Origin of the sequence: Actinacidiphila sp. DG2A-62, assembly GCF_035825295.1 — a bacterium.
Classification (GTDB): Bacteria; Actinomycetota; Actinomycetes; order Streptomycetales; family Streptomycetaceae; genus Actinacidiphila.
Map to the genome: position 1 here is coordinate 5,716,268 of NZ_JAYMGI010000002.1, position 26,055 is coordinate 5,742,322.

General features: G+C 73.2%; 25 protein-coding genes. 9 read left to right on the plus strand and 16 right to left on the minus strand.

The genetic code is table 11. The features are described from left to right. The first annotated feature begins 151 nt into the window (after nt 1-151). A complete protein-coding gene (locus VSR01_RS25715; protein ID WP_326451483.1) occupies nt 152-745 on the plus strand; it encodes a malonic semialdehyde reductase in 594 nt (197 codons plus the stop codon). A 39-nt stretch (nt 746-784) separates the two neighbouring features. Here the strand turns inward: VSR01_RS25715 and VSR01_RS25720 are convergent, their stop codons facing one another. Next, nucleotides 785-1,357 (minus strand): DUF4245 domain-containing protein, encoded by a 573-nt coding sequence (locus VSR01_RS25720; RefSeq protein ID WP_326451484.1) that lies wholly within the window; start codon nt 1,355-1,357, stop codon nt 785-787. A gap of 129 nt (nt 1,358-1,486) precedes the next feature. Here VSR01_RS25720 and glpX point away from each other — a divergent pair, with 129 nt between their 5' ends. Further along, nucleotides 1,487-2,518, plus strand: a complete 1,032-nt coding sequence (gene glpX, locus VSR01_RS25725; RefSeq protein ID WP_326451485.1) for a class II fructose-bisphosphatase — start codon at nt 1,487-1,489, stop codon at nt 2,516-2,518. A gap of 183 nt (nt 2,519-2,701) precedes the next feature. On the opposite strand, the gene VSR01_RS25730 is transcribed toward glpX, so the two are convergent. The 3 genes from VSR01_RS25730 to VSR01_RS25740 all read right to left on the minus strand — a co-directional run bounded on the left by VSR01_RS25730 (nt 2,702) and on the right by VSR01_RS25740 (nt 5,042). Next, the gene (locus VSR01_RS25730) at nt 2,702-3,055 is read right to left on the minus strand and encodes a WhiB family transcriptional regulator (RefSeq protein ID WP_431059414.1); all 354 of its coding nucleotides are present in this window, start codon (nt 3,053-3,055) and stop codon (nt 2,702-2,704) included. A 218-nt stretch (nt 3,056-3,273) separates the two neighbouring features. Beyond that, the gene (locus VSR01_RS25735; RefSeq protein WP_442785539.1) at nt 3,274-4,038 is read right to left on the minus strand and encodes a DUF1707 SHOCT-like domain-containing protein; all 765 of its coding nucleotides are present in this window, start codon (nt 4,036-4,038) and stop codon (nt 3,274-3,276) included. Nucleotides 4,039-4,148: 110 nt separating this feature from the next. Then, nucleotides 4,149-5,042, minus strand: a complete 894-nt coding sequence (locus tag VSR01_RS25740) for an IS982 family transposase (protein ID WP_326451486.1) — start codon at nt 5,040-5,042, stop codon at nt 4,149-4,151. 218 nt (nt 5,043-5,260) lie between these two features. On the opposite strand from VSR01_RS25740, the gene VSR01_RS25745 reads away from it, so the two are divergent. The 3 genes from VSR01_RS25745 (at nt 5,261) to VSR01_RS25755 (ending at nt 9,996) form a co-directional block, all read left to right on the plus strand. Continuing rightward, complete coding sequence (locus VSR01_RS25745) at nt 5,261-6,916, plus strand: fumarate hydratase (protein ID WP_326451487.1); 1,656 nt, start codon at nt 5,261-5,263, stop codon at nt 6,914-6,916. Between the two features lie 108 nt (nt 6,917-7,024). Next, nucleotides 7,025-7,459: a hypothetical protein gene (locus VSR01_RS25750; protein ID WP_326451488.1), complete on the plus strand. Its 435-nt coding sequence runs from the start codon at nt 7,025-7,027 to the stop codon at nt 7,457-7,459. Nucleotides 7,460-8,229: 770 nt separating this feature from the next. Then, entirely contained in the window at nt 8,230-9,996 is a 1,767-nt protein-coding gene (locus VSR01_RS25755; RefSeq protein WP_326451489.1) for a tetratricopeptide repeat protein, read from the plus strand. Between the two features lie 6 nt (nt 9,997-10,002). Here the strand turns inward: VSR01_RS25755 and VSR01_RS25760 are convergent, their stop codons facing one another. Both VSR01_RS25760 and xseA read right to left on the minus strand, forming a co-directional pair. Next, complete coding sequence (locus VSR01_RS25760) at nt 10,003-10,329, minus strand: exodeoxyribonuclease VII small subunit (protein ID WP_326451490.1); 327 nt, start codon at nt 10,327-10,329, stop codon at nt 10,003-10,005. 125 nt (nt 10,330-10,454) lie between these two features. Next, nucleotides 10,455-11,666: an exodeoxyribonuclease VII large subunit gene (xseA, locus tag VSR01_RS25765; RefSeq protein ID WP_326451491.1), complete on the minus strand. Its 1,212-nt coding sequence runs from the start codon at nt 11,664-11,666 to the stop codon at nt 10,455-10,457. A 160-nt stretch (nt 11,667-11,826) separates the two neighbouring features. Between xseA and VSR01_RS25770 the strand changes: the two genes are divergently transcribed. Then, on the plus strand, nt 11,827-12,813 hold the full coding sequence (locus VSR01_RS25770; protein WP_326451492.1) for a 4-hydroxy-3-methylbut-2-enyl diphosphate reductase: 987 nt from the start codon (nt 11,827-11,829) through the stop codon (nt 12,811-12,813). A 30-nt stretch (nt 12,814-12,843) separates the two neighbouring features. Beyond that, nucleotides 12,844-13,581, plus strand: a complete 738-nt coding sequence (gene ppgK, locus VSR01_RS25775; protein WP_326451493.1) for a polyphosphate--glucose phosphotransferase — start codon at nt 12,844-12,846, stop codon at nt 13,579-13,581. Here the strand turns inward: ppgK and VSR01_RS25780 are convergent. After that, nucleotides 13,502-14,053 (minus strand): DUF6542 domain-containing protein, encoded by a 552-nt coding sequence (locus VSR01_RS25780; protein ID WP_326451494.1) that lies wholly within the window; start codon nt 14,051-14,053, stop codon nt 13,502-13,504. The two genes, ppgK and VSR01_RS25780, sit on opposite strands and share 80 nt — an antisense overlap. 222 nt (nt 14,054-14,275) lie before the next feature. Here VSR01_RS25780 and ychF point away from each other — a divergent pair, with 222 nt between their 5' ends. Beyond that, the gene (gene ychF / locus VSR01_RS25785) at nt 14,276-15,364 is read left to right on the plus strand and encodes a redox-regulated ATPase YchF (protein ID WP_326451495.1); all 1,089 of its coding nucleotides are present in this window, start codon (nt 14,276-14,278) and stop codon (nt 15,362-15,364) included. A 68-nt stretch (nt 15,365-15,432) separates the two neighbouring features. On the opposite strand, the gene VSR01_RS25790 is transcribed toward ychF, so the two are convergent. The 4 genes from VSR01_RS25790 to VSR01_RS25805 all read right to left on the minus strand — a co-directional run bounded on the left by VSR01_RS25790 (nt 15,433) and on the right by VSR01_RS25805 (nt 18,245). Further along, entirely contained in the window at nt 15,433-16,608 is a 1,176-nt protein-coding gene (locus VSR01_RS25790) for a GDSL-type esterase/lipase family protein (protein ID WP_326451496.1), read from the minus strand. A 65-nt stretch (nt 16,609-16,673) separates the two neighbouring features. Beyond that, nucleotides 16,674-16,979 (minus strand): hypothetical protein, encoded by a 306-nt coding sequence (locus tag VSR01_RS25795; protein ID WP_326451497.1) that lies wholly within the window; start codon nt 16,977-16,979, stop codon nt 16,674-16,676. A 70-nt stretch (nt 16,980-17,049) separates the two neighbouring features. Next, the gene (locus tag VSR01_RS25800; RefSeq protein WP_326451498.1) at nt 17,050-17,649 is read right to left on the minus strand and encodes a DUF6461 domain-containing protein; all 600 of its coding nucleotides are present in this window, start codon (nt 17,647-17,649) and stop codon (nt 17,050-17,052) included. Between the two features lie 191 nt (nt 17,650-17,840). Continuing rightward, nucleotides 17,841-18,245 carry a DUF5997 family protein gene (locus VSR01_RS25805; protein WP_326451499.1) on the minus strand — a complete coding sequence of 135 codons (405 nt, stop codon included), beginning with the start codon at nt 18,243-18,245 and terminating at the stop codon, nt 17,841-17,843. A 103-nt stretch (nt 18,246-18,348) separates the two neighbouring features. On the opposite strand from VSR01_RS25805, the gene VSR01_RS25810 reads away from it, so the two are divergent. Continuing rightward, nucleotides 18,349-19,182: a LysR substrate-binding domain-containing protein gene (locus tag VSR01_RS25810; RefSeq protein WP_326451500.1), complete on the plus strand. Its 834-nt coding sequence runs from the start codon at nt 18,349-18,351 to the stop codon at nt 19,180-19,182. A gap of 252 nt (nt 19,183-19,434) precedes the next feature. Here the strand turns inward: VSR01_RS25810 and VSR01_RS25815 are convergent, their stop codons facing one another. From VSR01_RS25815 to VSR01_RS25835, 5 genes are all read right to left on the minus strand, one after another. Then, entirely contained in the window at nt 19,435-20,472 is a 1,038-nt protein-coding gene (locus VSR01_RS25815; RefSeq protein WP_326451501.1) for a LacI family DNA-binding transcriptional regulator, read from the minus strand. 122 nt (nt 20,473-20,594) lie between these two features. Continuing rightward, nucleotides 20,595-22,667, minus strand: coding sequence for a glycoside hydrolase family 2 protein (locus tag VSR01_RS25820; protein ID WP_326451502.1), 2,073 nt, complete (start codon nt 22,665-22,667; stop codon nt 20,595-20,597). Between the two features lie 94 nt (nt 22,668-22,761). Further along, complete coding sequence (locus VSR01_RS25825; protein WP_326451503.1) at nt 22,762-23,664, minus strand: carbohydrate ABC transporter permease; 903 nt, start codon at nt 23,662-23,664, stop codon at nt 22,762-22,764. Further along, nucleotides 23,661-24,599 carry a carbohydrate ABC transporter permease gene (locus VSR01_RS25830; protein WP_326451504.1) on the minus strand — a complete coding sequence of 313 codons (939 nt, stop codon included), beginning with the start codon at nt 24,597-24,599 and terminating at the stop codon, nt 23,661-23,663. Before VSR01_RS25830 ends, VSR01_RS25825 begins: the two co-directional genes overlap by 4 nt. 5 nt (nt 24,600-24,604) lie before the next feature. Then, nucleotides 24,605-26,014: an ABC transporter substrate-binding protein gene (locus VSR01_RS25835; RefSeq protein WP_326451505.1), complete on the minus strand. Its 1,410-nt coding sequence runs from the start codon at nt 26,012-26,014 to the stop codon at nt 24,605-24,607. Nucleotides 26,015-26,055 lie beyond the last annotated feature (41 nt).

Consider the following 26,055-nt stretch of genomic DNA (forward strand, 5'->3'; position numbering starts at 1 on the left):
CGGCTCCCGGGGGCCGCTCACAACAGGCGCGGCCGGCGGGAACGGGGGCGGCCGGATGTGGAGCAGGTCACATAGGTGGCGGGAATGGTTGAACTCTCATCTAGGTTGGAGCCTGACGTAAGGCGTCCACCACGACCGATGAGGAACCCCCATGACGCTCGCCCTCGACAGTGCCGCGCAGGACCTGCTGTTCCGCGAGGCCCGTACCGCGAACACGTTCACCGACGAGCCGGTGACCGACGAGCAGATCCAGGCCGTGTACGACCTGGTGAAGTACGCCCCCACCTCGATGAACCAGCAGCCGCTGCGGATCGTGCTGGTCAGGAGCCCCGAGGCGCGCGAGCGGCTGGTCCGGCACATGGCGGACGGCAACAAGCAGAAGACCGCCGCCGCGCCGCTGGTGGCGATCCTCGCCGCGGACAACGAGTTCCACGAGGAGCTGCCGGTCCAGTTCCCGCACTATCCGCAGGCCAAGGACGTCATCTTCGCCGAGCGCCCGGTCCGGGAGAAGTCCGCGCACTTCAACGGCAGCATCCAGGTCGGCTACTTCATCATCGGCGTGCGCGCGGCGGGCCTGGCGGCCGGCCCGATGACCGGCTTCGACGCCGAGGCGCTGAACAAGGAGTTCTTCCCCGAGGGCGACCACTCCGTGCTGGCCGTGGTGAACATCGGCAAGCCGGGCCCGGACGCCTGGTTCCCGCGCTCCCCGCGCCTGGCGTACGACGAGGTCGTCACCACCGTCTGACCCGCCCGGCGCCTCGGGCGCCCGTGCGGGCGCCCGCGCCTACGACGCAGCCTTCGGACGGCCGCCGCGCTCCTTGAGCGCGGCGGCCATCTGCACGAGCCGGGCCTGCGACGCGGTGCCCATGACGACCGTGGTGCGGCCGGTCTCCACCCGCACCAGCGCGCTGTACCGGCCACCGGTCCAGCGCTGCCACGCCACACCGGCCACCGGGACCGTACGGGCGCCGTCGCGGTGGCCGCCCATGGTGACCGAGGAGACGAACGGAGCGGTCGCCGCGTTGCTCTGCTCCACCGCCACGTACTGCTGGGACGGGTCGACGAAGCCGATGTGCCAGGTCACGTTCTGCGGGTCGGAGTCGCTGTACGTCACCGAGGTGGACCGCCAGTCCGCGCCGAGGCCCTCCGGGCCGGCCACCGGGTAGGGCGCGTCGCGCCGCGCCTGCCCCAGCTCCACCGAGAACGGGACCACCTTCACCGGGTCGGCGTGCGAGTCGTGCGGGATGAACAGGTAGATCGCGGACACCACGACACCCAGGACCACCAGGGAGAGGATCAGGTCCCGCACCGTCTTGCTGCCGCGCTTGTCTGCTGCCACGCCCCTATCGTCCCCCATGCCCGGTTGCCTCCGGCCCGCCGGGGTACCCGCTCATGTGACGCGCATCCTGCTCAGACTCGCAACCAGCCGATAGGGTCGTAGCACCCTCATATCTACGGCCGTCCTCGTACAGGAAGGTGCGCTGCGATGACCGACCAGCATCTGCCCCCGCAACTCGAAGTGAGCCCGGAGGCCCCCGACCGCAACCTCGCCCTGGAACTCGTCCGGGTCACCGAGGCCGCCGCGATGGCGGCCGGCCGCTGGGTCGGCCGGGGCGACAAGAACGGCGCCGACGGCGCGGCCGTCAAGGCGATGCGCACCCTGGTGCACACCGTGTCGATGAACGGCGTCGTGGTGATCGGCGAAGGCGAGAAGGACGAGGCGCCGATGCTGTTCAACGGCGAACGGATCGGCGACGGCACCGGCGCCGAGGTCGACGTGGCCGTGGACCCCGTGGACGGCACCACGCTGACCGCCAAGGGCATGCCGAACGCGGTGTCCGTGCTGGCCGCCGCCGAGCGCGGTTCGATGTACGACCCGTCGGCCGTCTTCTACATGGACAAGCTGGTGGTGGGCCCGGAGGCCGCGGAGTTCGTGGACATCACCGCGCCGCCCGCGGTGAACGTGCGCCGGGTCGCCAAGGCCAAGGGCGGCGCGCCGGAGGACGTCACCGTGGTGGTGCTCGACCGGCCGCGCCACGATGAGCTGGTGCGCGAGCTGCGCGAGGCCGGCGCCCGGATCAAGTTCATCTCCGACGGCGACGTGGCGGGCGCGGTGATGGCCGCCCGCGAGCACACCGGGGTGGACATGCTGATGGGCATCGGCGGCACCCCGGAGGGCATCATCGCCGCGTGCGCGATGGCCTGCCTGGGCGGCTCCATCCAGGGCCGGCTGTGGCCCAAGGACGACGCCGAGCGGCGCAAGGCGCTGGACGCCGGGCACGACCTGGACCGGGTGCTGTTCACCGAGGACCTGGTCAGCGGCGAGAACGTCTTCTTCGTCGCGACCGGCATCACCGACGGCGAGCTGCTGCGCGGCGTGCGCTACCGCGCCGAGACCGCGACCACCTCGTCCCTGGTGATGCGGTCGAAGTCCGGCACGATCCGGCAGATCGACTCCGTGCACCGGCTGTCCAAGCTGCGGGCGTACAGCGCGATCGACTTCGACCGGGCGAACTGAGCCCCACCGGTCTGTGCCGCCCGGTCTGTGCCGCGCGGTCTGAGCCGCACCGGTCTGAGCCGCACCGGTCTGTGCCGCACCGGTCTGTGCCGCACCGGTTCGACGCACTGACCCGTTTCCCCTCCGCCGCCCGGCCCGGGCCCCGTATTCCCGGTGTCCGGCGGAGGGGGAGCGGGTCAGTGGTCAGCCCGCGGCGGCTATGCCCGCTGCGGGGCGCTGGAGTTCGAGTTCGCGGCGGCGCCTGCGGGCCAGCACCACCCGGCGCTCGGCGGCCGTCATCCCGCCCCACACGCCGTACGGCTCGGGCTGCAGCAGGGCGTGCTCGCGGCATTCGAGCATCACCGGGCAGCGGGCGCAGACGCGCTTGGCGGCCTCCTCGCGGGACAGCCGGGCGGCGGTGGGCTCCTTGGACGGGGCGAAGAACAGCCCCGCCTCGTCACTCCGGCAGGCGGCCTCCGAGTGCCAGGGGCCGCCCAGATCCCGCGGGTGTCCTGGCGGGAGGGAGGGGTCCGTGGCGGGCTCGATCGGTTGAAGCACGGGAAACTCCTGACGACGGCTCGGCGATGGCCACGCTTGCCGCGTCGCCGACCGGTACCGGCGTCAGGTGTGCCGGAGCTGCCGGCGCGGCGGCGTGCTCCATCCCCTACCCGCTGTACGCGACTTCATGCGCACCGTGTTCACCGCCGTGCACGCCCGTTCACTTGCGCTCGCTTGTGCTCAACTGTGGTCGTGGCGGGAGGATCTGCGGCCGTGCGTCAGTCCGCCAGGCGTTTCTTCGTCCAGTCCTTGACCTTCTTGCCGCGCTTCGCCTTCGCCTCCACGCCGCCGCAGAACGCGACGCCGTCGATCCGTACCACCGGAGCGTCCGGGTCCGTCGCCTCCAGCGACTGGATGTCCGAGCCGCCCATGATCCCGATCACACCGCTGCCACGCAGCGTGACGTTCTCCGGGAGCCTGATGCTGACCCCGCCCATGATCGCGGTGCAGTGGATCACCAACTCCGGCGCGGTGAAGGTCGCTTCCGACAGGTCGATCTCCACGCCGCCCATGATCGCGACCGCGTTGATCCGGTGGCCGACCCGCCAGCGGCCCTTGCGGGTGGCGCCGCTGAGGATGCCGACCAGATTCGGGTTCTCGCCGCTGGGGTCGGGGGTGTACGTGCGCGGCGCGGCCGGCGCGGGCGTGGGGGCCGCGGCCCGGCCCACCGGCAGGTCCCGTACCAGCGGCTGGAGTTGGCCGACGGTCTTGGCGGCGTACGCCCGCTCGATCCGCTCCGCGTGCTCCCCGGCGTCGAGCCGTCCCTCGGCGAGCGCCTCGCGCAGGATGTCGGCGACGCGGTCCCGGTCGGCGTCCGAGGCGCGCAGGTCGCCCTCGGCGAGGGCGGTGGGGGCAGCGGAGGCGGCGGGGACGGCGGGGGTGGCGGGGACGGTGTGCGCGGGCGCCGGAGCGGCCTGCTCCGCGGCCGTCCCGGGGGCCTGCGGCTGCTTCTGGGGCTGCGATTCCTCGACCGGTTCATCCACCGTCCCACCGTACACAGACGCGATAGATCGCGACTAGCCTCGGCCACCCCGAGACCCGCCTGAGCGCACCCCGATCCGACCCCTAGACGAGTAAGTCCGAAGTCTGGGGGTTAGTGGTCGTAGGCGATCAGTGATCTGGTGATGGGGCTTCCGGTGTTGCGGTTGTGCCAGATGGCGGTGGTCAGGGCGAGGATGCGTTGGCCGATGCGGGCCAGGACTCCTTCTGGTGTTCTGGCGCCGTGGCGTTCGAGGTCGAGTTGGCCTTTGAGGGTGTCGTTGACGGACTCGATGAGCTGCCGGATCGGCTTGAGCAGGTGCTCGTCGGGGCGGGGTTTGCGGTTGCGGTAGCTGGGTCTGATCAGGGTCGGGCCCAGCTGCGCCAGGTGGGCGTCGAGCTGGTGGGAGACGTAGCCCTTGTCGCCGATGATGGTCTGCCCGGGGTGGGTGGCCGGCAGGTCGGGGTCGCGGGTGAGCATGTCGGCCAGGATTTCGCGTTCGTCGACCTTGGGGTTGGCCAGAGCCCAGGCGATGGGCAGTCCGCCGGGGGTGCACATCAGGTGCAGACGCAGGCCCCAGAAGAACCGTGAGTGCGAGGGGCAGTAGCCGTAGCCGGCCCATCCGGCCAGGTCGGAGCGTTTGGCCGTCGGGCGGGAGCGGGCGCATTCCACCGGTGTGGAGTCCACGACCCACACGTCGTCGTGCCACAGGTCGCTGTCGCGGGCCAGTGTGCGGATGAAGCGGCTGATCAGGGTGTTCGCGGCGCGTAGGCGTTTGTTGTAGCCGGACTGGCCGGGCAGGTAGGGGAACTCGGCCGACAGGTGGGTGCGGGTGTAGCGCAGCCATCTGGCCTCGGAGACGAAGCCGAGCAGTGCCTGCATGACCGCCAGCGTCAGCAGTTCGGCGTCCGACAGTCGGGGCGGGCGTCCTGAGCGCCGCGATCCTGCCAGACAGTCATCGATCTTCACGTAGAGTGCTGTCGCGAGGGCCTTGAGGTTTGTCGTCACACACAAACAACGAGGCCCTCGCGCCTTTGCACCCTGAAGACTTCGGACTTACTCATCTAGGGGATGCCGCGCGGGCGCCGCGGGGTCGCCGCTCGGGGGGCGGCCGGGCGACGCCGGGGCGCCGCCCGCTGAGGGGGACCTCACAGCGGCGCGCCCGCGCGCACGCCGTACCCTGGGAGCGCTTCAGCGTTGACGCAGCCGAGTGAGGAATGGCCCCCATGCCCGAGTTTGTCTACACGGATCTGCTCCCGCTCGGCGAGGACACCACGCCGTACCGCCTGATCACCGCGGACGGCGTGAGCACGTTCGAGGCGGACGGGCGCACCTTCCTGAAGGTCGAGCCGGAGGCGCTGCGCGCGCTCGCCGCCGAGGCGATGCACGACATCTCGCACTACCTGCGCCCGGCCCACCTCGCGCAGCTGCGCCGCATCCTGGACGACTCGCAGGCCAGCCCCAACGACCGCTTCGTGGCCCTGGACCTGCTGAAGAACGCCAACATCGCCGCCGCGGGCGTGCTGCCGATGTGCCAGGACACCGGCACCGCGATCGTCATGGGCAAGCGCGGCCAGAACGTCCTCACCCGGGGCGGCGACGAGGAGGCGCTGTCGCGCGGCATCTACGACGCGTACACCAAACTCAACCTGCGGTACTCGCAGATGGCGCCGCTGACCATGTGGGACGAGAAGAACACCGGCTCCAACCTGCCGGCCCAGATCGAGCTGTACGCGACCGACGGCGGCGCCTACAAGTTCCTGTTCATGGCCAAGGGCGGCGGCAGCGCCAACAAGTCCTTCCTCTACCAGGAGACCAAGGCGGTCCTCAACGAGGCGTCGATGATGCGCTTCCTGGAGGAGAAGATCCGCTCGCTGGGCACCGCGGCCTGCCCGCCGTACCACCTGGCGATCGTGGTCGGCGGCACCAGCGCCGAGTTCGCGCTGAAGACCGCCAAGTACGCCTCCGCGCACTACCTGGACGAGCTGCCCGCCGAGGGCTCGCCGGCCGGACACGGCTTCCGCGACAAGGAGCTGGAGCAGAAGGTCTTCGAGCTGACCCAGACCATCGGCATCGGCGCGCAGTTCGGCGGCAAGTACTTCTGCCACGACGTGCGGGTGGTACGGCTGCCGCGGCACGGCGCCTCCTGCCCGGTCGCCATCGCCGTCTCCTGCTCCGCGGACCGCCAGGCGCTGGCGAAGATCACCGCCGAGGGCGTCTTCCTGGAGCAGCTGGAGACCGACCCCGCGCGCTTCCTGCCCGAGACCACCGACGAGCACTTGGACGACGACGTGGTCCGCGTCGACCTCAACCGGCCGATGGACGAGATCCGCGCGGAGCTGACCAAGTACCCGGTCAAGACGCGGCTGTCGCTGTCGGGACCGCTGGTCGTCGCCCGCGACATCGCGCACGCGAAGATCAAGGAGCGGCTGGACGCGGGCGAGGAGATGCCGCAGTACCTGCGCGACCACGCCGTCTACTACGCCGGCCCCGCCAAGACCCCCGAGGGCTACGCCTCCGGCTCCTTCGGCCCGACGACGGCCGGCCGCATGGACGCCTATGTCGAGCAGTTCCAGGCGGCCGGCGGCTCCTTCGTGATGCTCGCCAAGGGCAACCGCTCCCGGCAGGTCACCGAGGCCTGCGCCGCGCACGGCGGCTTCTACCTCGGCTCCATCGGCGGCCCCGCCGCCCGCCTCGCCCAGGACTGCATCAAGAAGGTGGAGGTCCTGGAGTACGCCGAACTCGGCATGGAGGCCGTGTGGAAGATCGAGGTCGAGGACTTCCCGGCGTTCGTCGTCGTGGACGACAAGGGCAACGACTTCTTCAGCGACCCGGCCCCGTCGCCGACCTTCACGAGCATTCCGGTCCGCCCGGGGGCGTGAGGCCGAACCCTTGCGGCGACGCGGTCTCCTTCGTCGTGCACACTCCACGGGCAAGGCCGAAGTCCTAGGCTGGTGAGCCCGGTTCGGGGACCTTCGGAGGGGGACGCAATGCTGGTTGAGGCACTCATGGCGTTGTCGGCGACCGGTGGCGGGGCGATCGCCCAGGCCGCCGGCACGGACGTCTGGCACGCGGTGCGCGGACGGATCGCCCGGCTGCTGGGCAGAGGCGACGAGGCCCGCGAGCGCGTGGAGTTGGAGCGTCTGGACCGTACCCGGGCGGCGTTGGAGGCGGCGGCCGGCGGTGAGGCGGACCAGGTCCGCGCGGAGCATGCCGCGGTGTGGCGCAGCCGGCTGGAACTGCTGCTGGAGGAACTGCCCGAGCCGCAGCGGCAGGAGGCCGCGGCCGAACTGCGCGCGGTGGTCGAGGCGGTGGTGGCCGCCTCGCCGGCCGGGGGACAGAGCGTGCACAACGACTTCAGCGGCGCGACGTTCACCAAGTCCGCGGTGCAGGGCGGCGGCACACAGCACAACACCTTCAACTGACGGCGGGAGCAGGCCGGATGGGGGAAAGAACAAGCCCAAGGGCCGCAACGGCAGGACTGCGCGCGGACGTTCCCAGCGGTCCGCCAGGCGGCCCCCCGGGGGATCGGCGTCGGCACAGGAGAGGCTGGGCGACGTCGGGCAGCCCGGGGAGCCGTACGCGCAGGGGCGCCGGCAGGGCGGCGCGCAGGACCACGGACAGGACCGCGCGCAGGAACGCGACTTCGCCGGGGCCCAGTTCAGGTACGCGGCGGCCCAGCAGCGCGGCACGCAGTACAACACGTTCGTCCAGCAGTACGCGCCCGCGCCGTCCGCGCTGGACTCCCTCCCGGACCTCCCGGCGGAGTTCACCGGCCGCGACGAGGACCTCGCGCCGCTGCTGGCGCTGCTCGATCCCGGCGCGGGCGGCGGGCCGGGCGCCGGCTCCGGCAGCAGCACGGGCGGCGGCCCCGGTCACGGCGGCGGCCCCGGTCACGAGGGCGGCTCGGCGCCTGCATCCGGTTCCGCGCCTGCATCCGGCTCCGCGCCCGCATCCGGTTCCGCGCCCGTACGCCCGGTCGCCGTCGTGGCCGGCATGGGCGGCGTCGGCAAGACCACGCTCGCCTACGCCGTGGGCCACGAGGTCCTGCGGCGCGGCTGGTTCACCGGCGTCCTGCTGGTGGACCTGCGCGGCTACGACCCACCAGGCCCTGCCCGAGCAGTCCCTCGACGCTCTGCTGCGGCGGCTCGGCGTACCGCCCGAGCACATCCCGCCGACCGGCGCGGACCGCGAGGTGTTCTACCGCTCGCACCTGGCCGAACGCGCCCGCAAGGGCGAACGGCTGCTCGTCATCGCCGACAACGCCTCCAGCGCCGCCCAGGTCAGGCCGCTGCTGCCGCCCGGCCCGCACGGCCTGATCGCCACCTCGCGCAAAGCGCTGCCCGGCATCGGCCGCCCGCGCTCGCTGCACCAGCTCCAGCCGGACGACGCGGTCACCCTGCTGGACCTGGCCCTGCGCGAGGCCGACCCCGGGGACCTGCGGGTGCGGGAGGACCGGGAGGCCGCCGAGAAGGTGGTGACCGCGTGCGGCTGCCTGCCGCTGGCGCTCCAGATCGTCGCCGCGCTGCTCGTGCAGGACCCCGGCCAGCCGCTGGCCGAGCGCGCCGCCCGCCTCACCGCGGGGGAGGGCCGGCTGGACAGCCTCGACGACGGCGAACGCGACCTGCGCACGGTCTTCGACCAGACCTTCGAGAGCCTCACCCCGCAGCAGCAGGACCTCTTCCGCCTGCTCTCGCTCAACGCCGGCCCCGACATCTCCACCGCGGCGGCGGCCGCCCTCACCCACCAGACCTCGACGGCCATCGACCACCAGCTCGGCCGACTCGCCGCCGCCCACATGCTCAACCGCGGTGCCACCCGCGGCCGTTGGCAGATGCACGACCTGCTCCGCGACTACGCCGAGGAGCAGGCCGCCGCCCACGTCGCCGACAACCGCCCGGCCCGCCGCAAGTACGACCAGGCGCGCGGGCGGCTGGTCGACTACTACGTGAAGTGGGGCGAGGCCGGCCTCACCCATGTCGAGCTCTCGTCGGGGCAGTTGCAGCCGTCCCCGGAGTTCGCGGACCGGGACGCCGCAATGCGCTGGATGGACGACGAGTGGGGCAACCTCGTGGGCATGGCTCACGCCACCGCGCCCTCGACGGCCACGGCGCGCCTTTCCGTCGTCCTCATCCCCTATCTGCAGCACCGCCATCTGTGGGACGACGCCCTGGCGGTGGCGGCACTGGGTCTGGACTCGGTCCGCACGATGGGGGACCACCGCAACGAACCCGGTGGGTGGGGCAACCTCGGCAGGGTACTTTTCGGGCTGTCCCGATACGAGGAGGCGCTGGAGGCGAGCACCACCGCGCGTGACCTCTCCCGGAGGATCGGAAACGTCACCGGCGAGGCCACCGCTCTGCACAACGTCGGCTCCGCTCTGCGGAAGCTGACGCGGTACGAGGAAGCGCTGGACGCGCTCGCCACGGCGCTGGAGTTGAACGAGCGGATCGGCGACATCTCCCGCCAGGCCGCGGTGTGGAACGAGAGGGGCAACGTCCTCAACGACACAGGCCGGCACGAGGAGGCGCTCGCCGCCCACAGGTCGGGCTGTGCCCTCAGCGAGCAGGTCGCATACCCCTATGGCATGGCCATCAACAGGAACAACATGGGAACCGCGCTCCGGGCCCTCGGACGCTACGAGGAAGCCGTGGCCGAGGGCAGGGTCGCCGCCGAGACGCTGGAGGGCGAGGGGGATCTCACGCGAGCCGGCGAGGCGTACGCCGAACTGGCGACCACGCTCGCCATGTCGGGAGCGCCGACCGCGCAGGTGCGGGACACCTGGCTGCGCTCGGCCTCCTGCTACGAGGCGGCGGGCGCGGCCGACAAGGCGCGGGAGTCGCGCGCGAAGGCGGAGGGCGACGCGGATGGAGCCGACGTGGAGGGAGCCGACGCGGATCGAGCCAAACCGGACCGACCCGACGCGGATCGAGCCGACGCGGATCGAGCCGACGCGGACTGAGCCGGGTCACTCCTCCGCATCGTCCGGGACCGGGCGGCGGGCCTCCTCCGCGTCGACGAAAGCCTGCTCGGCCGCGCCCCGCGCGAGCTCCGCGGCCTCGTCGGCGTCCTCGTCCGCGGCCAGAGCGGCGTCGAGGCGGGCGCGGGCGCCCTCCAGCCAGTGGCGGCACACGCGGGCCAGTTCCTCGCCGCGCTCCCACAGCGCGAGCGACTCCTCCAGCGTGGCGCCGCCCGCCTCCAGGCGGCGGACGACGTCGATCAGCTCGTCGCGCGCCTGCTCGTAGCCGGGGGTCGAGGTCGGCGCCGACGTCGCTTTGGGGTCCTGGTCTGCCATGTCCGCCAGCCTAGGGCGTACCGCCGACGCTCCCGGCCACCTGGCCGCCCGGCCGACGCTCCCGGCCACCCGGCCACCGCGCCCGGCCGACGCTCCCAGGCTCCCAGCCGCCCCGGGCCCCGCCGTCAGTCCTCGCCGACCCGTACCGCGAACCCGCCCTCCGCGACCCGCGCCCGCAGCCGGTCGCCGGGCGCGACCTCCGCGGCGGAGCGCACCGCCGCGCCGTCCTCGCGCTGCAGCACCGCGTACCCGCGGCGCAGCGTCGCGGCGGGGGAGAGGGCGACCACGCGCGCCAGGGTGTGCGCGAGGTCCGCGTCCGCCCGGTCCAGCGCGTGCCGCAGGCCGCGGCGGGCCCGGTCGACCCGGTCGGCGACGTCCGCCGCCCGCTCCTCGACCATCCGGTACGGCTGCGCCAGCGACGGCCGGCTCAGCGCCGCCGCGAGCCCGCGCTCCTCGCGGTCCAGCAGCCCGCGCACCACCCGCAGCGCGCGCTCCCTGACCTGCCGGACCCGTTCCAGCTCCTCGCGCACGTCCGGCACGACCCGCTTGGCCGCGTCGGTCGGCGTGGACGCCCGCAGGTCCGCGACGAGGTCCAGCAGCGGCGCGTCCGGCTCGTGCCCGATCGCCGAGACCACCGGCGTACGGCACTGCGCGACCGCACGGATCAGGCGCTCGTCGGAGAAGGGCAGCAGGTCCTCCACGCTGCCGCCGCCGCGCGCCACGATGATCACGTCGACGCCCGGGTGCTCGTCCAGCGCGCGCACCGCCTCGATCACCCGCGGCACCGCCGACGCGCCCTGCACCGGCACGTTGCGCACCTCGAAGCGCACCGCGGGCCAGCGCAGCCGGGCGTTCTCCCGCACGTCCCGCTCGGCGGCCGAGGCGCGGCCGGTGACCAGGCCGATCAGCTGCGGCAGGAACGGTATCGGCCGCTTGCGGTCCATCGCGAACAGCCCCTCGGCGGCCAGCGTCCGCTTCAACTGCTCCAGCCGCGCGAGCAGTTCGCCGATGCCGACCGGCCGGATCTCGGCCGCCCGCAGCGACAGGGTGCCGCGCGGGCCGTACCACTCGGGCTTCGCGTGCAGCACCACCCGCGCACCCTCGCCGACCACGTCGGCCACCTGTTCGTACACGCCGCGGAAGCACGTCACCGGGATCGACACGTCCCGCGAGGGGTCGCGCAGCGTCATGAAGACCACGCCCGCGCCCGGCCGCCGGGACAGCTGGGTGATCTGCCCCTCCACCCACACCGCGCCGAGCCGGTCGATCCAGCCGCCGATCAGCCGCGACACCTCGCCGACCGGGATCGGCGCGTCCGCCGAGGTGTTCAGAGCCATGCCCGCCACCCTAGCCCGCGCCACGGACAGGCCGGCGGCCCGGCAGGCGCGCGCCCCGCGGCCCCGGCGCGCCCGTCGTCACCCCACGCGCCGGGGCAGTTGTCCACAGGCGCCCGCCGCCGCCCACCGTCACCGGGGGTGATCCCCGTACGATGGGCGCATGACCACTGACACCACCCGCCGTGTCCTGCTCGCCGCCCCTCGCGGCTACTGCGCGGGCGTCGACCGCGCCGTCATCACCGTCGAGAAGGCGCTGGAGCAGTACGGCGCGCCGGTCTACGTCCGCAAGCAGATCGTCCACAACAAGTACGTCGTGCAGACCCTGGAGAAGAAGGGCGCGATCTTCGTCGACGAGACGCAGGAAGTGCCCGAGGACGCCATCGTGATCTTCTCCGCGCACGGCGTCGCCCCGGTCGTGCACGAGGAGGCCGCCGAGCGCCGCCTCGCCTCCATCGACGCGACGTGCCCGCTGGTGACCAAGGTCCACAAGGAGGCCCGGCGGTTCGCCGACTCCGACTACGACATCCTGCTCATCGGCCACGAGGGCCATGAGGAGGTCATCGGCACCATGGGCGAGGCCCCGGAGCGGATGCACCTGGTGGACGGCCCCGAGGACGCCGCCAAGGTCCGGGTCCGGGACGAGGACAAGGTGGTGTGGCTCTCGCAGACCACGCTGTCGGTGGACGAGACCATGGAGACGGTGGACGCGCTGAAGAACCGCTTCCCGAACCTCCTCTCACCGCCCAGCGACGACATCTGCTACGCCACCCAGAACCGCCAGGTCGCGGTGAAGCAGATCGCCGCGGAGGCGGACCTGGTGATCGTGGTCGGCTCCCGCAACTCCTCGAACTCCATCCGCCTGGTCGAGGTCGCCCTGCAGTCCGGCGCGGGCGCCTCCCACCTGGTGGACTTCGCCGAGGAGTGCGAGGACGCCTGGCTGGAGGGCGTCGCCACGGTCGGCGTCACCTCGGGCGCCTCGGTGCCGGAGGTCCTGGTCGACGGCGTCCTGGAGTGGCTGGCCGCGCGCGGCTTCGCCGATGTGTCGGTGGTGACGTCGGCGAAGGAGTCGATCCAGTTCTCGCTGCCCAAGGAACTCCGCCGCGACCTGCGTGCGGAGGCCGCCGCCCGGGCATCTGCCGAGAGGTGAGCTTTCCCGCCCGCCCCTACCGTGGAGGCCATGGACATGTTCGGAGTGGACATCGGCGGCACGGGCATCAAGGGTGCCCCCGTCGACCTGGCGAAGGGCGCCCTCGCCGAGGAGCGCCTGAAGGTGCCCACGCCGCACCCGGCGACGCCCGACGCCGTCGTGGAGGGCGTGGAGGAGGTCGTGCGGCACTTCGGCCACACCGGGCCGCTCGGCGTGACCTTCCCCGGTGTGGTGGTGGACGGCGTGACCCGCACCGCGGCGAACGTGGACAAGGGCTGGATCGGCTGCGACGCCCGCAAGCTGATCGGTGAGCGGCTCGGCGTGCCGGTCGTGGTGCTGAACGACGCGGACGCGGCGGGCGTGGCCGAGATGACGTTCGGGGCGGGCCGCGGCCGCAGCGGCACCGTCATCGTCCTCACCCTCGGCACCGGCATCGGCAGCGCGGTCTTCGCCGACGGCCGGCTGGTGCCCAACACCGAGCTGGGCCACCTGGAGCTGCACGGCCACGACGCGGAGAAGCGCGCGTCGGTCAAGGCGCGGGAGGACGAGGACCTGAGCTGGGAGCACTGGGCGCACCGGCTGCGCAAGTATCTCGCGCACGTGGAGATGCTGTTCTCGCCCGAGCTGTTCGTGATCGGCGGTGGCATCAGCCGCAAGGCGGACAAGTTCCTGCCGCTGATCACCGGGATCAACGCGGAGATCGTTCCCGCGGAGCTGCAGAACAACGCCGGGATCGTCGGCGCCGCGATGGCAGCCGCAAAGCTCTGACCCCGGCGATCAGCGCGGCCAGCGCCGTGCCGGTGTACAGCCAGCCGGTCATCGTGGCCAGGCCGGTGAAGACGCCCAGCAGGTGGCCGACCAGACCGCCGGCGCCGCTGTCGGCCGTCAGGGCGATGCCGACGGCGAAGGCGATGGGCGCCGAGACCGGCGCGGCCACCAGGTCGTAGGGCCGTACGTAGAGGGCCCCGGCGATGCTCACGGCGACGAAGACCACGCCGAAGAGGACGCCGGGGCCGCCGAACAGCAGCGAGTCGAGGCCGCCGCCGAGCGCGGTCACCACGGTGGTCAGCGCGCCGGTGCCCAACCCGGTCAGCCGCGGCCTGGGCCCCTGGACGGCGCGCGGGCGGCGGGCCGCGCCGGGCTCCGGGTGGGCCGGGCGCGGGGCGCGGTAGACGCCGGCGGCGGCCTCCCCGCCGGGGGCCGGGCCGGGAGCGCCCGTGCGCGCAGTGTGTTGGTCCACCTACGTACAGTAGGCATGCCGGTCGGTTGATCGCATGGTGGGACACGCGGGTTCCCTCCCACGGGGGCGGGTGTTCGGTTGTCCACGGGCGGTGGCGGGGCGCCGGGGGGCGCGGGTCGTCCACAGGCCGCGGCCCGCGGCGGACGGGGGCGGGCGCGCGGCCCGTAGACTGGGCGGAGTCTCGGAAAACCCCCTCGGATCTCGCTTACGGGAAGTCGCCTCGTGTCGCTCACCATCGGAATCGTCGGTCTGCCGAACGTCGGCAAGTCGACGCTCTTCAACGCCCTGACCAAGAACGACGTGCTCGCGGCCAACTACCCGTTCGCCACCATCGAGCCCAACGTCGGCGTGGTGGGCGTGCCCGACCCGCGCCTGGCCACGCTCGCGGAGATCTTCGGCTCGGCGCGGGTGCTGCCCGCCACCGTCGACTTCGTGGACATCGCCGGCATTGTCCGCGGCGCCTCCGAAGGCGAGGGCCTGGGCAACAAGTTCCTGGCGAACATCCGCGAGTCCGACGCGATCTGCCAGGTCATCCGCGCCTTCAAGGACGAGAACGTGGTCCACGTGGACGGCAAGGTCTCGCCCAAGGACGACATCGAGACGATCAACACCGAGCTGATCCTCGCCGACCTGCAGTCCGTGGAGAAGGCGCTGCCGCGGCTGACCAAGGAGGCCCGGCTGCAGAAGGAGAAGGCCGCGGTGCTGGCCGCCGCCGAGGCCGCGCAGGAGATCCTCGCGGCCGGCGAGACCCTCTTCTCCCGCGGCATCACCAAGGGCACCGAGCAGGGCGTGCTGCTGCACGAGCTGCACCTGCTGACCACCAAGCCGTTCCTCTACGTCTTCAACGTCGACGAGGACGAGCTGACCGACGAGTCCTTCAAGGACGAGCAGCGCGCCCTGGTCGCGCCGGCCGAGGCGATCTTCCTCAACGCCAAGCTGGAGGCCGACCTCGCCGAGCTGGACGACGCCGAGGCGCTGGAACTCCTGCAGTCCGTCGGCCAGCAGGAGCCGGGCCTGGCCACCCTCGCCCGCGTCGGCTTCGAGACCCTGGGCCTGCAGACCTACCTCACCGCGGGCCCCAAGGAGTCCCGCGCCTGGACCATCAAGCGCGGCGCCACGGCCCCCGAGGCCGCCGGAGTCATCCACACCGACTTCCAGAAGGGCTTCATCAAGGCCGAGGTCATCTCCTTCGACGACCTCGTCGCCGCCGGCTCCGTGGCCGAGGCCCGCGCCAAGGGCAAGGCCCGCATGGAGGGCAAGGACTACGTCATGCAGGACGGCGACGTGGTCGAGTTCAGGTTCAACGTGTAGCGCTCAGCTCCCCCGCTGGGGCGCGGCGCCGAGGTGGCGCTGAGCGCCGCGCCGGGGTGGGGGCTGGGTCAGGTGGTGGGGGTGGGGCGGAGGGTCATGGCGGTGGGGGCCGCCCCCGGGGTGTTGGTGCAGGCGTAGGCGCCGGGGGTGCGGGCGAGGTCCAGGGCGAGGCAGGCGCCCAGGGCCTGCTGGCCGTAGTAGTCGGGGTGCAGGGACTCCTGCTTCTGGCCCTGGCCCGCGCCGGTGGTCACGAAGCGCACCCACTCGCTGGTGCTGCCGGAGGGCTGGTGGCCGGCGTCGGCCTGGACGGTGCCGGTGGAGCAGACCTCCCGGCCGTCGAAGGCGCGCGACAGGTCGAGGAACTCCGCCCCGCCGGCGCGCGCGGCCTCCGCCAGCGTGCGGCTGATCTCGGGCACGAGTTCGTCGTGCGCCCAGGTGAGGTCCTCGTCGAAGAACGGGCAGCCGCCGGTGGTCAGACGGTCGTACTTGTCCCCGGGGTAGCGCACGTGCGCGGCGTCCGGCAGCGGCGAGGGGTAGGACTGCAGGATCAGGCGGTAGCTGCCCCTGGGGTGCCCGGCCCGGTCCATGGCGGTGGTGATGTCGGCCAGCGCGTCGACGGCCGCGGTGCGCATCGCGGGCAGCCAGGCCACCGCGGGACCTTGCGTCGGAGCGCAGGGGCTGGCGCCGAACGGCGTGAGGAAGCTGCCTGCGCAGGAGGTGATGACGCTCTCGAAACCCAGGTCGTTGCCGCCGACCGAGACGACCACCGCGCGCACGCTGTGCCCGGTCACGGCCTTCTGGAGCTGCTCGGCCTGGGACGGTTCGGTCTTGAACGGGCTGCCGCCGTGCTCGGGCAGCAGGATCGCGGTGGACGTGGCGCCCGAGCACGCGAGGTTGAGCCGGCGGTCCTGGCCGGGCGCGGAGTGGACCTCGGCGCTGTCGGAGCGGTTGCAGCCGTCATCGTACGAGGGGCCGTACACCCGGTGCGGGTCGGTCGTGCCCGTCGCGGGGTCGAAGGCCCGGTCGGTGCCGGCGATGCCGTCGCCGCCGTCGTTGCTGTTGCCCGCCCACCGGCCGGCCTCGCCCGAGATGAAGCTGTCGCCCAGCGAGACCACCCACGGGGTGTCCGCCCTGGTCTGCGGCTGCGCGGTGGCGGCCGGCGCGATCCCGGCCATGCACAGAGCCGCGGCACCGACCACCAGAGCGGCGGCCGTACGGCCCCGCTGACGCTTGAAAGGTGTCATACCGTTGTGCATCGGCGTCAGCGGGACCGATCATGCTCTTCCGCCTTCATGATCACTCCAAGGAGTCATCGCCGGCCGGGGAGCCGGGCGCGGCGGACGCGGCAGACGTAGTGATCGGGGCGGCGGAAGCCGCGGGAGTGCGCCGCGAGTACGGCCGGCGGATCGGCGGGGGCCGCGGTGATGGCGGTGAGCCAGGCGTTCCCGACTCGTGGGTCGAGCAGGTGAGGACGCCGGAGGGCACGGCGGTCCTGCTGACGCAGCGGTCCTGCTGGCGCCGCGGTCCTGCTGACGCCGCGGTAGGCGTCGCCGCCGGCGACGATGTCGTACCTGAGCGCCGTGGTCGCGCCGTCGGCGTCGCGGTGGCGCACCACCGGGTTCGCGGTGCCGACGTCGTGCGGGGCGACGGCCCGCGCCGCACGACGCGGCGCGGGCCGTCGCCGGTCACACCTCCAGCAGCCCGGCGGTCAGCGCGTCCGCCAGCACCGCCTGCCGCGGCAGGTCGAGGCCGAACTCCGCCTCGGCCAGCGCCAGCACCCGCGGCAGCGCGTCGGGCAGGTCCTCGCCGTGCTCGAAGGGCGTCGTGCCGTCCGGCAGCACCAGCCCGGCGGCGCGCAGGGCGGGCAGCAGGCGGTCGGGCTCGGAGCCGGCGCGCTCGTGCTCGCGCCCCGGCTCGAACCGGCACACCGTCCGCCCGTCCTCGGCGAACGCGAAGCCGGTGTCGCCGTTCACCGTGCGCCACAGCTCCACGGCCCGGGCGCCGGCCGAGAGCGCGCCGGCGCCCCGGTCGGGAGCGCGGCCGACCGGGCCGCCCTCCACGATCCCGAACGCCCAGCCCGCGCTGCTCCCGGCCCGCACCACGACGGCGTCGCCCGCGGCCGAGTCCTCGACGTCGTCCACGTCCACGCGCGTCACCGGGCCGGCCACCGGCGTCACCGGCGCGAGCCGCCGCACCAACTCCGCGGGCTCCAGCCCCTGGGCGAACAGCACCCAGTAGCCGAGGTCGAAGTGGTCCTCGGTCGCGAGCCACTGGATGCCGTCCACGTGTACGGCACCTCCTCGTCGGGCCGGTCGTCGGGCCGGTCGTCGGGCCGGTCGCCGGGTCGCCGGGTCGCCGGGTCGTCGGGTCGGTCGTCGGGTCGTACGGGTCCTGCGCGTCGTACGTCCGCCGCGGGCGTGGCGGGCGGCCGGGGGTGCCGCCGGTTCCGTCAGAGGTCAGGCGTCAGGCGTCAGGCTCAGGCGTCCGGCGCGGTGCCGCGGGACTCCTTGCGGCGGGCGGCGTCGGCGAGGCGGGCGTTCTCGGCGCGGACCTGGGCGGCGGTGGTGCGCTCGCGTTCGAGCCAGGCGGGCGGCGCGGCCCGCAGGGCCTCGATCTCGGCCGTGGTGAGCGGGTCGGTGACGCCGCCGCGGGCCAGTCCCGCGATCGAGACGCCGAGCCGCGCGGCGACGACCGGGCGGGGGTGCGGGCCGTTGCGGCGCAGCGCGGTCAGCCACTCGGGCGGGTCGGCCTGCAGCGCGTTCAGCTCGTCGCGGGAGACGACGCCCTCCTGAAAGTCCGCGGGGGTGGCCGGGAGGTACACGCCCAGCTTCTTCGCCGCGGTCGCGGGCTTCATCGTCTGGGTGGTCTTGTGCGACGTCATGGGGTCAAGGGTAACGAGCGCGGCGGCGGCGCAGGACCGGCGAGCGGGGTCGTCGTGCGCGGTCGGCGGCGGGACCGTCCGGCACGGCGGGTAGCCTTGCCGGGTGACCGGCTCGCACGCATCCGCCTCCTTCCGCCTCGCGTACGTCCCGGGTGTGACGCCCGGGAAGTGGGTGCGGATCTGGGAGGAGCGGCTGCCCGGCGTGCCGCTCAGCCTCGTCCAGGTGCCCGCCGCGGACGCCCCCGGTGTGCTGCGCGCCCTCGACGCGGACGCCGGCTTCGTACGGCTGCCGATCGACCGTACGGACCTCAGCGCGATCCCGCTCTACGTCGAGACGACCGTCGTCGTGGTGCCCAAGGACCACCTGCTGACGGCGGCCGACGAGGTCACGCCCGAGGACCTCGCCGAGGAGACCGTGCTGCATCCGCTCGACGACACGCTGGACTGGGAGGGTCCGCCCGGGCTGCCCGCGCGGGAGCGTCCGCCGACCACCGCGGACGCGGTCGCGCTGGTCGCGGCGGGCGTCGGCGTGCTGGTCGTGCCGCAGTCGCTGGCCCGCCTGCACCACCGCAGGGACGTCGCCTACCGGCCGCTGACCGGCGTCCCGGCCTCGCAGGTCGCGCTCTCCTGGCGGGAGGACACGACCACCGATCTGGTCGAGGACTTCATCGGCATCGTCCGCGGCCGTACGGTCAACAGCTCGCGCGGACGCGGGGGTGCGTCCCCGGGGCCCGCGGGTGCGAAGCCGGCGGCGAAGGGGGAGGGAGCGCAGAAGTCCGCGAAGGCCGCTGCGGCCAAGTCCGCCAAGTCTGCCAAGTCCGCCAAGTCCGGCGGCAGGTCCGGCGCCACCCCCCGCGCCGGCGCCGGCGGCAAGCGCACCGCCAAGGGCGGCGCGGCGAAGAGCACCGGCCGCGGCCGCCCCCGCCGCCGCTCCTAGCCCGGCCACCGCCGCCGCTCGTAACCCGGTCCGCCCGGCGGCGGCTCGCGTCCCCGTAACCCGGCCCCCGCTGCCGCTCGTAACCCGGTCCGCGGCGGCGTCCCCGCGACCCGGTCCGCCCGGCGGGGTCCCGCGTCCCCGCGACGCGGGCCACCCCGCGGCGTCCCGGGGCAGCATCACCGCGGCGGACCCGCGCCGACGCCCTCGGGGGCTCCGGCCGCGCTCGCCGCGGGCCGCGGGCGCTGCCGCTTCTCAACCCCCCGTGCTCTCCCGCACGATCAGCCGGTGCGGCGCCCAGAACTCCGCGGGAGGGCCCGCCTGCGCCGGGTCCGCGCCGGACGAGCCCGCGGCGATCCGCGCGGTGAGCCGCTCGACGGCGAGTCGCGCGATGACCGCCTTGTCCGGCGAGACCGTGGTCAGCGTCGGGGTGTTGTAGCGGCCCGCCTCGATGTCGTCGAAGCCGACCACCGCCACGTCCTGCGGGATGCGCAGCCCCCGGGTGAGCAGGGTGCGCACGGCGCCCAGCGCCAGCAGGTCGTTGTAGCAGAAGACCGCGTCGGGCGGGCCGCCCGGCCGGTCCAGCAGCGCGGCCATCGCCGCCGCGCCGTCGGAGCGGTGGAAGCGGTGGGTGGCGACGATCAGCGAGTCGTCCACCGCCAGGCCGCGCGCGGCGTGCGCGTCCCGGTAGCCGCGGGTGCGCAACTGCGCGGTCTCGCCGGTGTCGTAGGGCTGGTCGCCGACCGCGGCCACGCGCGTCCTGCCCAGGTCGAGCAGGTGCTCGGTCGCGGCGTACGCGGCGGCCACGTTGTCGATCGCGACGTGGTCGTACGGGCTCTCCGCGATCCGCTCGCCGAGCAACACCAGCGGGCTGCCGCCGCGGCGTTCGGCCAGGTCGGCCTGGGAGAGCGAGAGCGGGCTGAGGATGACGCCGTCGAACAGCGCCGCGCCCGCCCCGCCGATGATCAGCTCCCGCTCGCGGTCCGGCTCCCCGTCGGTCTGGTCTATGACCACCGTCCAGCCGTGCTTGCGGCCCTCGGCGATGACGGCGCGGGCCAGTTCGGAGAAGTACGGCACGTCCAGCTCGGGCACGACCAGGGCGACCATGCCGGTGCGGCCGCGCTTGAGGTTGCGCGCGGCCAGGTTGGGGCGGTAGCCGAGCTCGGCGACCGCCTTCTCGACCCGCCGCCGGGTGTCGTCGGCGACCTGCGCGTAGCCGTTGACGACGTTGGACACCGTACGGATCGACACACCGGCTCGTTCGGCGACGTCACGCAGTCGGACGGTGGCCATCGAGGTCCTTTCACGCCTGGCCGGCCCTGGTGTCGGACCGGCTCCGGCAGCCTATTTCAACGATGCACAGTGCGGCCAGCCGCCCGTGCGCCGGCCGGCCGCGGTCATGTCCCCCGCCGTGCTCACCCCACCGCGACGTCCACGCAGGTCGCGCCGCGCACCGTGCCGTCCGGGCCGAGGGCGAACAGGTGCAGGCGGGCGGCCGACACCCCCTCGGGCAGGGACTCGGCGACGTGCACCGGCTCGCTCAGCCGGTACGGCTCGACGGTGACCGCCGCCGCCGCGCTCCCCGACAGGTCGGCGCCGCCCGGGAGTTCGCCCCCGCGCCCGCCGACCGTGATCCCACCGGGGTGGCCCATCACCGGCCCCCACACCGCCGCCACCGCGAACCGCTCGGGCCGCGGGCCGTGGTAGGAGATCCGTACGTCGAACGCCGCCTTGCGGTCCGCGCCGACCACCAGATCCCGCCCGGGCGCGGCCGGTTCGAGGTCGACGACCAGCACGGTGTCGGCGTGCGCGTGGGCCGCGGGGTTGCCGCCGTCGTCCTTGCGCGAGCGGTCGAAGGCGTAGACGCCGGCCATCTCGTGCTCGACGTCGTACAGTTCGGTCCACACGTAGCCCGAGAGCAGGTCGTGGCGGCGCAGTTCGGCGGTCTGCCAGCGCTGGTTCCAGCCGCGCTCGACGCTGGTCTTCCCGCCGCCGTACTCGCTGTTGAGGTGCGGGAGTTCGGGGACGGTGCCGCCGTCGGCCATCAGCCGCTTGCGGACCACGGTGCCGCCGCCGAGGCCGACCGGGAAGTCGGTGGCGTCCCGGTCGAGCAGCGCGCGGACCTTCGCCGACCAGCCGGCCGGCGTCTCGTCGTAGACGTGCCAGTCCACCAGGTCGGTGGCCACGTGCGTCCAGCCGGAGTTGTCGGCCACCGGGCGCGTGTCGTCCAGCTCCTTGAGCAGGTCGTACGCCCGCCGGACCGCGGCCTGCTTGGCCTCGTCGCCGGGGACGTCCCAGTCCAGCCCCCACTCCTCGTTGTACAGGCCCCAGACGACGACGCTGGGGTGGTTGCCGTCGCGGGCGACCATCGGCGCGATCTGCGCCTCGAAGCGCGCCGCGGCCCGCTCGCCGAAGGTGCCGGTGCTGGCCGGCTCCGCCCACACCAGCATGCCCAGCCGGTCGGCGTGGTGCAGGAACCGCGGGTCCTCCAGCTTCAGGTGCTTGCGCACCACATTGAACCCGGCCTCGCGGGCGAGCTCCAGGTCGGTGACGAACGCCTGGTCGTCCGGTGCGGTCAGCCCGGTGCGCGGCCAGTAACCCTGGTCCAACACCCCGCGCACGTACAGGCGTTCGCCGTTGAGCAGCAGCCGGTCGCCGTCCGTCTCGATCCGCCGCAGACCGGTCGAGCAGCCGACCTGGTCGGAGCCGTCGGCCGAGTCGAGCGTCACCGTCACGCCGTAGAGGTACGGGTCCGCGGGCGACCACAGCCGCGGCGAGGCGACCGGCAGCACCACGCGCACACTGCCGGCCGGCACGCTCACCGGCTCGCCGCCGACCGCCTGCACGGTCAGCCGCGCGCCCGCCGCGGCCGGGCCGGCCACCGCGATGTCCGCGACGATCGCGTCGAGCCCTTCGGAGGGCGCCAGCGCGACCGAGGCGATGTGGGTGGCGGGCCGCGCCTCCAGCCACACCGGCTGCCAGATGCCGCTGGTCGGGGTGAACGCGCAGTCGTCGTAGTCGTCGCGCGGGACGCTGCGCTGCTTGCCGTGCACGATCTCCCGCTTGTCGACGGGCGCGTGCACGCGCACCAGCACCGTGCCGTGGTCCCGGCCGGCCAGCGCGTCGGTGATGTCGAAGGCGAACGGCGTGTAGCCGCCCTCGTGTGCGCCGACCTCGACGCCGTCCACCCACACCGTGGCGTGGTGGTGGACCGCGCCGAAGTGCAGCACCACGCGCAGCCCCCGCCACTCCTCGGGCACGCTCACCGTGCGCCGGTACCAGCCGTGCTCCAGCCAGTGCGCGCCCACCCCCGACGCCTCGGTCTCCCAGGCGAACGGCACGGTGATCCGCTGCGGCCACGGCCGCGCCGACAACTCCGCGGGCGTCGCGGTGCCGTGGGGGTCGGCGGCGAACTCCCAGGTGCCGTTGAGGCTCTGCCAGGCGTACGAGCGGTCGAAGTGCGGGCGGGGATACTCGGGGCGGGGCATGCCGGGCTGCTGGACTGAGGACACGTCTTCTCCAAGTGGCGGGTGGTACGGGGGTGGTCGGCGTGCGGGCGCCGGCGTGCGGGCGGGGGTGCGGTCAGCCGGTGGTGCTGCCCTGGAGCGCGCCGCCCCTGAAGTACTTCTCCAGGAACAGGAACAGCACGATCAGCGGCAGGATCGTCACCAGGCCGCCGGCGATGAGGACCGGGACCAGTTCGGCCTTGGAGCCGGTCTCCGCCGCGTGCGACAGCGAGGACAGGCCGACGGTCAGCGGGTAGAGCCGGTTGCGGCTGAAGATGATCAGCGGCAGGAAGTAGTTGTTCCAGACCGCCACGACGGTCAGCAGCAGCACGGTGACCAGGCCGGGCACGGTCAGCGGCAGCACGATCCGCAGGAAGATCCGGATCTCGCCGGCGCCGTCCATCCGGGCCGCGTCGATCAGGTCGCGCGGCACCGAGGCGTCGATGTAGGTGCGCATCAGGTAGATGCCGACCGGCGAGACCATGCTCGGCAGGATCATCCCCCACACCGAGTTGACCAGCCCGACCTTGGCGTACACCAGGAACAGCGGCAGCGCGACGGAGGTGATCGGCACCAGGAGCGTCGACATCACCAGGTAGAACAGCGCGTTGGAGCCGCGGAAGCCGAAGCGCGCGAAGCCGTAGCCGGCCATCGCCGACAGCAGGGTGGCGCCGATCGCGGCGCTGCCCGCGTACAGCAGCGTGTTGCCGAGCCACTGCAGGTAGACGCCCGCGCCGCTGACGTCGCGGCCCAGCGCGGACAGGTTCTGGAAGAGGTGGAAGGGGCGGGCGAACCAGAAGCCGGGCGTGCCGTAGACGTTGGCCTGCGTCTTGGTCGCGTTGATCAGCAGCCACAGCAGCGGCGCCAGGATGAACGCGGCGAACAGCCCGCAGATCAGCGTGACGACGGTGACGGTGCCGCGGCGCAGCCCGTACAGGTGGATCGGCACGGTGTCGCTCGTGCGGTCCTTCTTGCTCATCGGAACTCCCCGGCCCGCTTGCGGATCGCGAACGCGCCCAGCGACAGGGCGCCGATGATCAGCGCCAGGACCACGGCGGCCGCCGCCCCCAGGTTGTAGTCGCCGCTGCCGACCGCGGTGTTGTAGACGTACAGGCTCGGGGTGAAGCCGTAGCTCACCGCCTGCGGCTGGAACGCGGCCAGGATGGACGGTTCGGTGAACAGTTGGAGCGCGCCGACCGTGTTGAGGAAGCACAGCATCACGATCGTCGGCCGGACCATCGGCAGTTTCAGCCGCAGGATGATCGTGCGCAGCGACGCGCCGTCCATGATCGCGGCCTCGGTCACCTGCTGCGGCAGGGACTTCATCGCGGTGTAGAGGATGGTCACGTTGTAGCCGGTCCACTCCCACACCACGATCACCACGATCGTCGGCAGGATCAGCTTCGAGGAGAAGAAGTCCACGTGCCCGAACCCGAGGGACTGCGCGACCTTCGCGTACGGCCCGAAGTCCGGCAGCAGCAGGAACGACCACATCACGGCGGCCACGACGCCGGGCACCGCGAACGGCATGAAGAACACCGTGCGGAAGAAGCGGCTGTACTTCACGATGCCGGCGTCGAAGACCGCCGCGAAGAAGAAGGCCAGGGCGATGGTGACCGGGACCTGCACCGCGGTGAAGATCAGCACCCGGCGCACGCCCTCCCAGAACTGCGCGGAGTGCAGCACCGTGCGGTAGTTGGCCAGGCCCGAGTAGTGGGTGCCGCCGATGAGCTGGGTGGTCTGCAGGCTGTCGTAGACCGCGTACACCGTCGGCACCAGCATGAACAGCGCCAGGGCCAGCAGGTGCGGGCTGACGAAGACCGCGCCCGGCCACTCGCGGCGGCGCCGGCGGCGGGGTGCGCGGCGGCTGTCGCGGGTGGCCGCCGGGCCCGGTCGGACGATCGTGTCGGTCACGGTGCTCAGCCCTCGGTGACCGTGAAGCCCTGGGACTTGGCGTAGTCCACCATCTGGTGCTGGAAGGTCGCGAAAGCCTGCTCCAGGGTGGTGCTGCCCTTGGTCACGCCGGCGAACGCGGTGGTCCACCGGGTGAGCGCGGCGGTCATGATCGGCGGCCACTGCGCGGGCCGCACGGCGTGGGCGGCGGTGGCGAACACCTTGTTGGGCTGGGAGTCGCCGGAGATCGGCAGGGTGCGGGCCTGGAAGCTCGGCGAGTCCATCAGCGGCAGATAGCCGGGGAACGCGCCGGCCACGTCGCCGCTGAGGATCTGCCAGGCGTCGGCCGAGCCGCCGAACCACTTGACGAACTCCGCGGCCTCCTTGGCGTGCGCGGTGCCCTTGATCACCGCGAGGGTCGAACCGCCCCAGTTCCCGGTGGCGTTCTGGCCGGCCGTGGTCTGCGGCATGGGCGCGGCGCGCCAGGAGCCGATGGTCTTCTTGATGCTGCCCTGCATGCCCACCGGGCCCCAGGCGGGGCTGATCCGGGCGGCGTTGGCGCCGCTGTCGAGGTTGGACCACTGGGCGGGGGAGAAGTCGGCCGCGGTGGTGACCTCCTTCTTGTCGATCAGGCCCTGCCAGAACCTGGCGAACGCGGTCTGCGCCGGGCCGGTGAAGTCGATGCCGACGGTGTCGCCGCCGCTGTAGCTGAACGGGAAGGCGCCGTACTGCTGCATCAGCGCGAGCACGTCCTGCGCGGAGACCGGGTCGAAGTTGGTGATCGCGGCCTTGGGATCGGCCGCGTGCAGCTTGTCGGCCGCCGTGGCGAACTCGGCCCAGGTGGTGGGCACGGCGATCTTGTGCGCGGCGAACACCGCGGAGTTGTAGTAGAGCGCCAGCGGGCCGAGGTCGACGGGCATCGCGTACTGCGCCGAGCCCTGCACCACCTGCGACCAGGCGGCCGGCGCCTCGTCGGCCTTGGCGTCGCCCACGCCGTACGGGGTGAGGTCGACCAGGCTCTTGGTGATCTCGAACGACGGCAGTTCGAAGTACTCGATCTGCGCCACGTCCGGGGTCCCGGAGTGCGCCTTGAGGGCGTCGCTGAGCTTGGTGTACTCGTCGCCCGCGGCGCCGGCGTTCTCCAGCTTCACGCAGATGTCCGGGTGGGTCTGGTTGAACTTCTTGACCACCAGGTCGTAGCCGGCCGACCAGCCCCAGGCGGTGAGCGTGGTCGCGCCCGCGTGGCAGCCGCCGCCGGTCGCGGCGCTCCCGGTCGCGCCCGGGGCGCTCGCCGCGGGGGTGCCGCTGGTGCCGCCGCAGGCGGCGAGCACGACGCCGGCCAGCGCTGCCGCGGCGGCGGTCGCCAGTGCGCGGGTGCGCCGCCTGCGGGGGCGGCCGCCTCTGTCTGCGTAGTCCTCGGACATCGTGATCGTCACCTGAGCCCTCCATCGCGCCGGAATGCAACGTTGCAAGACGC

Bases quoted from the DNA above. Each gene is read 5' to 3' on its own strand.
- VSR01_RS25820 (WP_326451502.1), bottom strand. From the start codon at position 22,667: ATGCCCCGCCCCGAGTATCCCCGCCCGCACTTCGACCGCTCGTACGCC.
- VSR01_RS25760 (WP_326451490.1), bottom strand. From the start codon at position 10,329: ATGGCAGACCAGGACCCCAAAGCGACGTCGGCGCCGACCTCGACCCCC.
- VSR01_RS25715 (WP_326451483.1), top strand. From the start codon at position 152: ATGACGCTCGCCCTCGACAGTGCCGCGCAGGACCTGCTGTTCCGCGAG.
- ppgK (WP_326451493.1), top strand. From the start codon at position 12,844: ATGGACATGTTCGGAGTGGACATCGGCGGCACGGGCATCAAGGGTGCC.
- VSR01_RS25720 (WP_326451484.1), bottom strand. From the start codon at position 1,357: ATGGGGGACGATAGGGGCGTGGCAGCAGACAAGCGCGGCAGCAAGACG.
- VSR01_RS25790 (WP_326451496.1), bottom strand. From the start codon at position 16,608: ATGACACCTTTCAAGCGTCAGCGGGGCCGTACGGCCGCCGCTCTGGTG.
- glpX (WP_326451485.1), top strand. From the start codon at position 1,487: ATGACCGACCAGCATCTGCCCCCGCAACTCGAAGTGAGCCCGGAGGCC.
- VSR01_RS25825 (WP_326451503.1), bottom strand. From the start codon at position 23,664: ATGAGCAAGAAGGACCGCACGAGCGACACCGTGCCGATCCACCTGTAC.
- xseA (WP_326451491.1), bottom strand. From the start codon at position 11,666: ATGGCTCTGAACACCTCGGCGGACGCGCCGATCCCGGTCGGCGAGGTG.
- VSR01_RS25770 (WP_326451492.1), top strand. From the start codon at position 11,827: ATGACCACTGACACCACCCGCCGTGTCCTGCTCGCCGCCCCTCGCGGC.
- VSR01_RS25815 (WP_326451501.1), bottom strand. From the start codon at position 20,472: ATGGCCACCGTCCGACTGCGTGACGTCGCCGAACGAGCCGGTGTGTCG.
- VSR01_RS25805 (WP_326451499.1), bottom strand. From the start codon at position 18,245: ATGACGTCGCACAAGACCACCCAGACGATGAAGCCCGCGACCGCGGCG.
- VSR01_RS25745 (WP_326451487.1), top strand. From the start codon at position 5,261: ATGCCCGAGTTTGTCTACACGGATCTGCTCCCGCTCGGCGAGGACACC.
- VSR01_RS25750 (WP_326451488.1), top strand. From the start codon at position 7,025: ATGCTGGTTGAGGCACTCATGGCGTTGTCGGCGACCGGTGGCGGGGCG.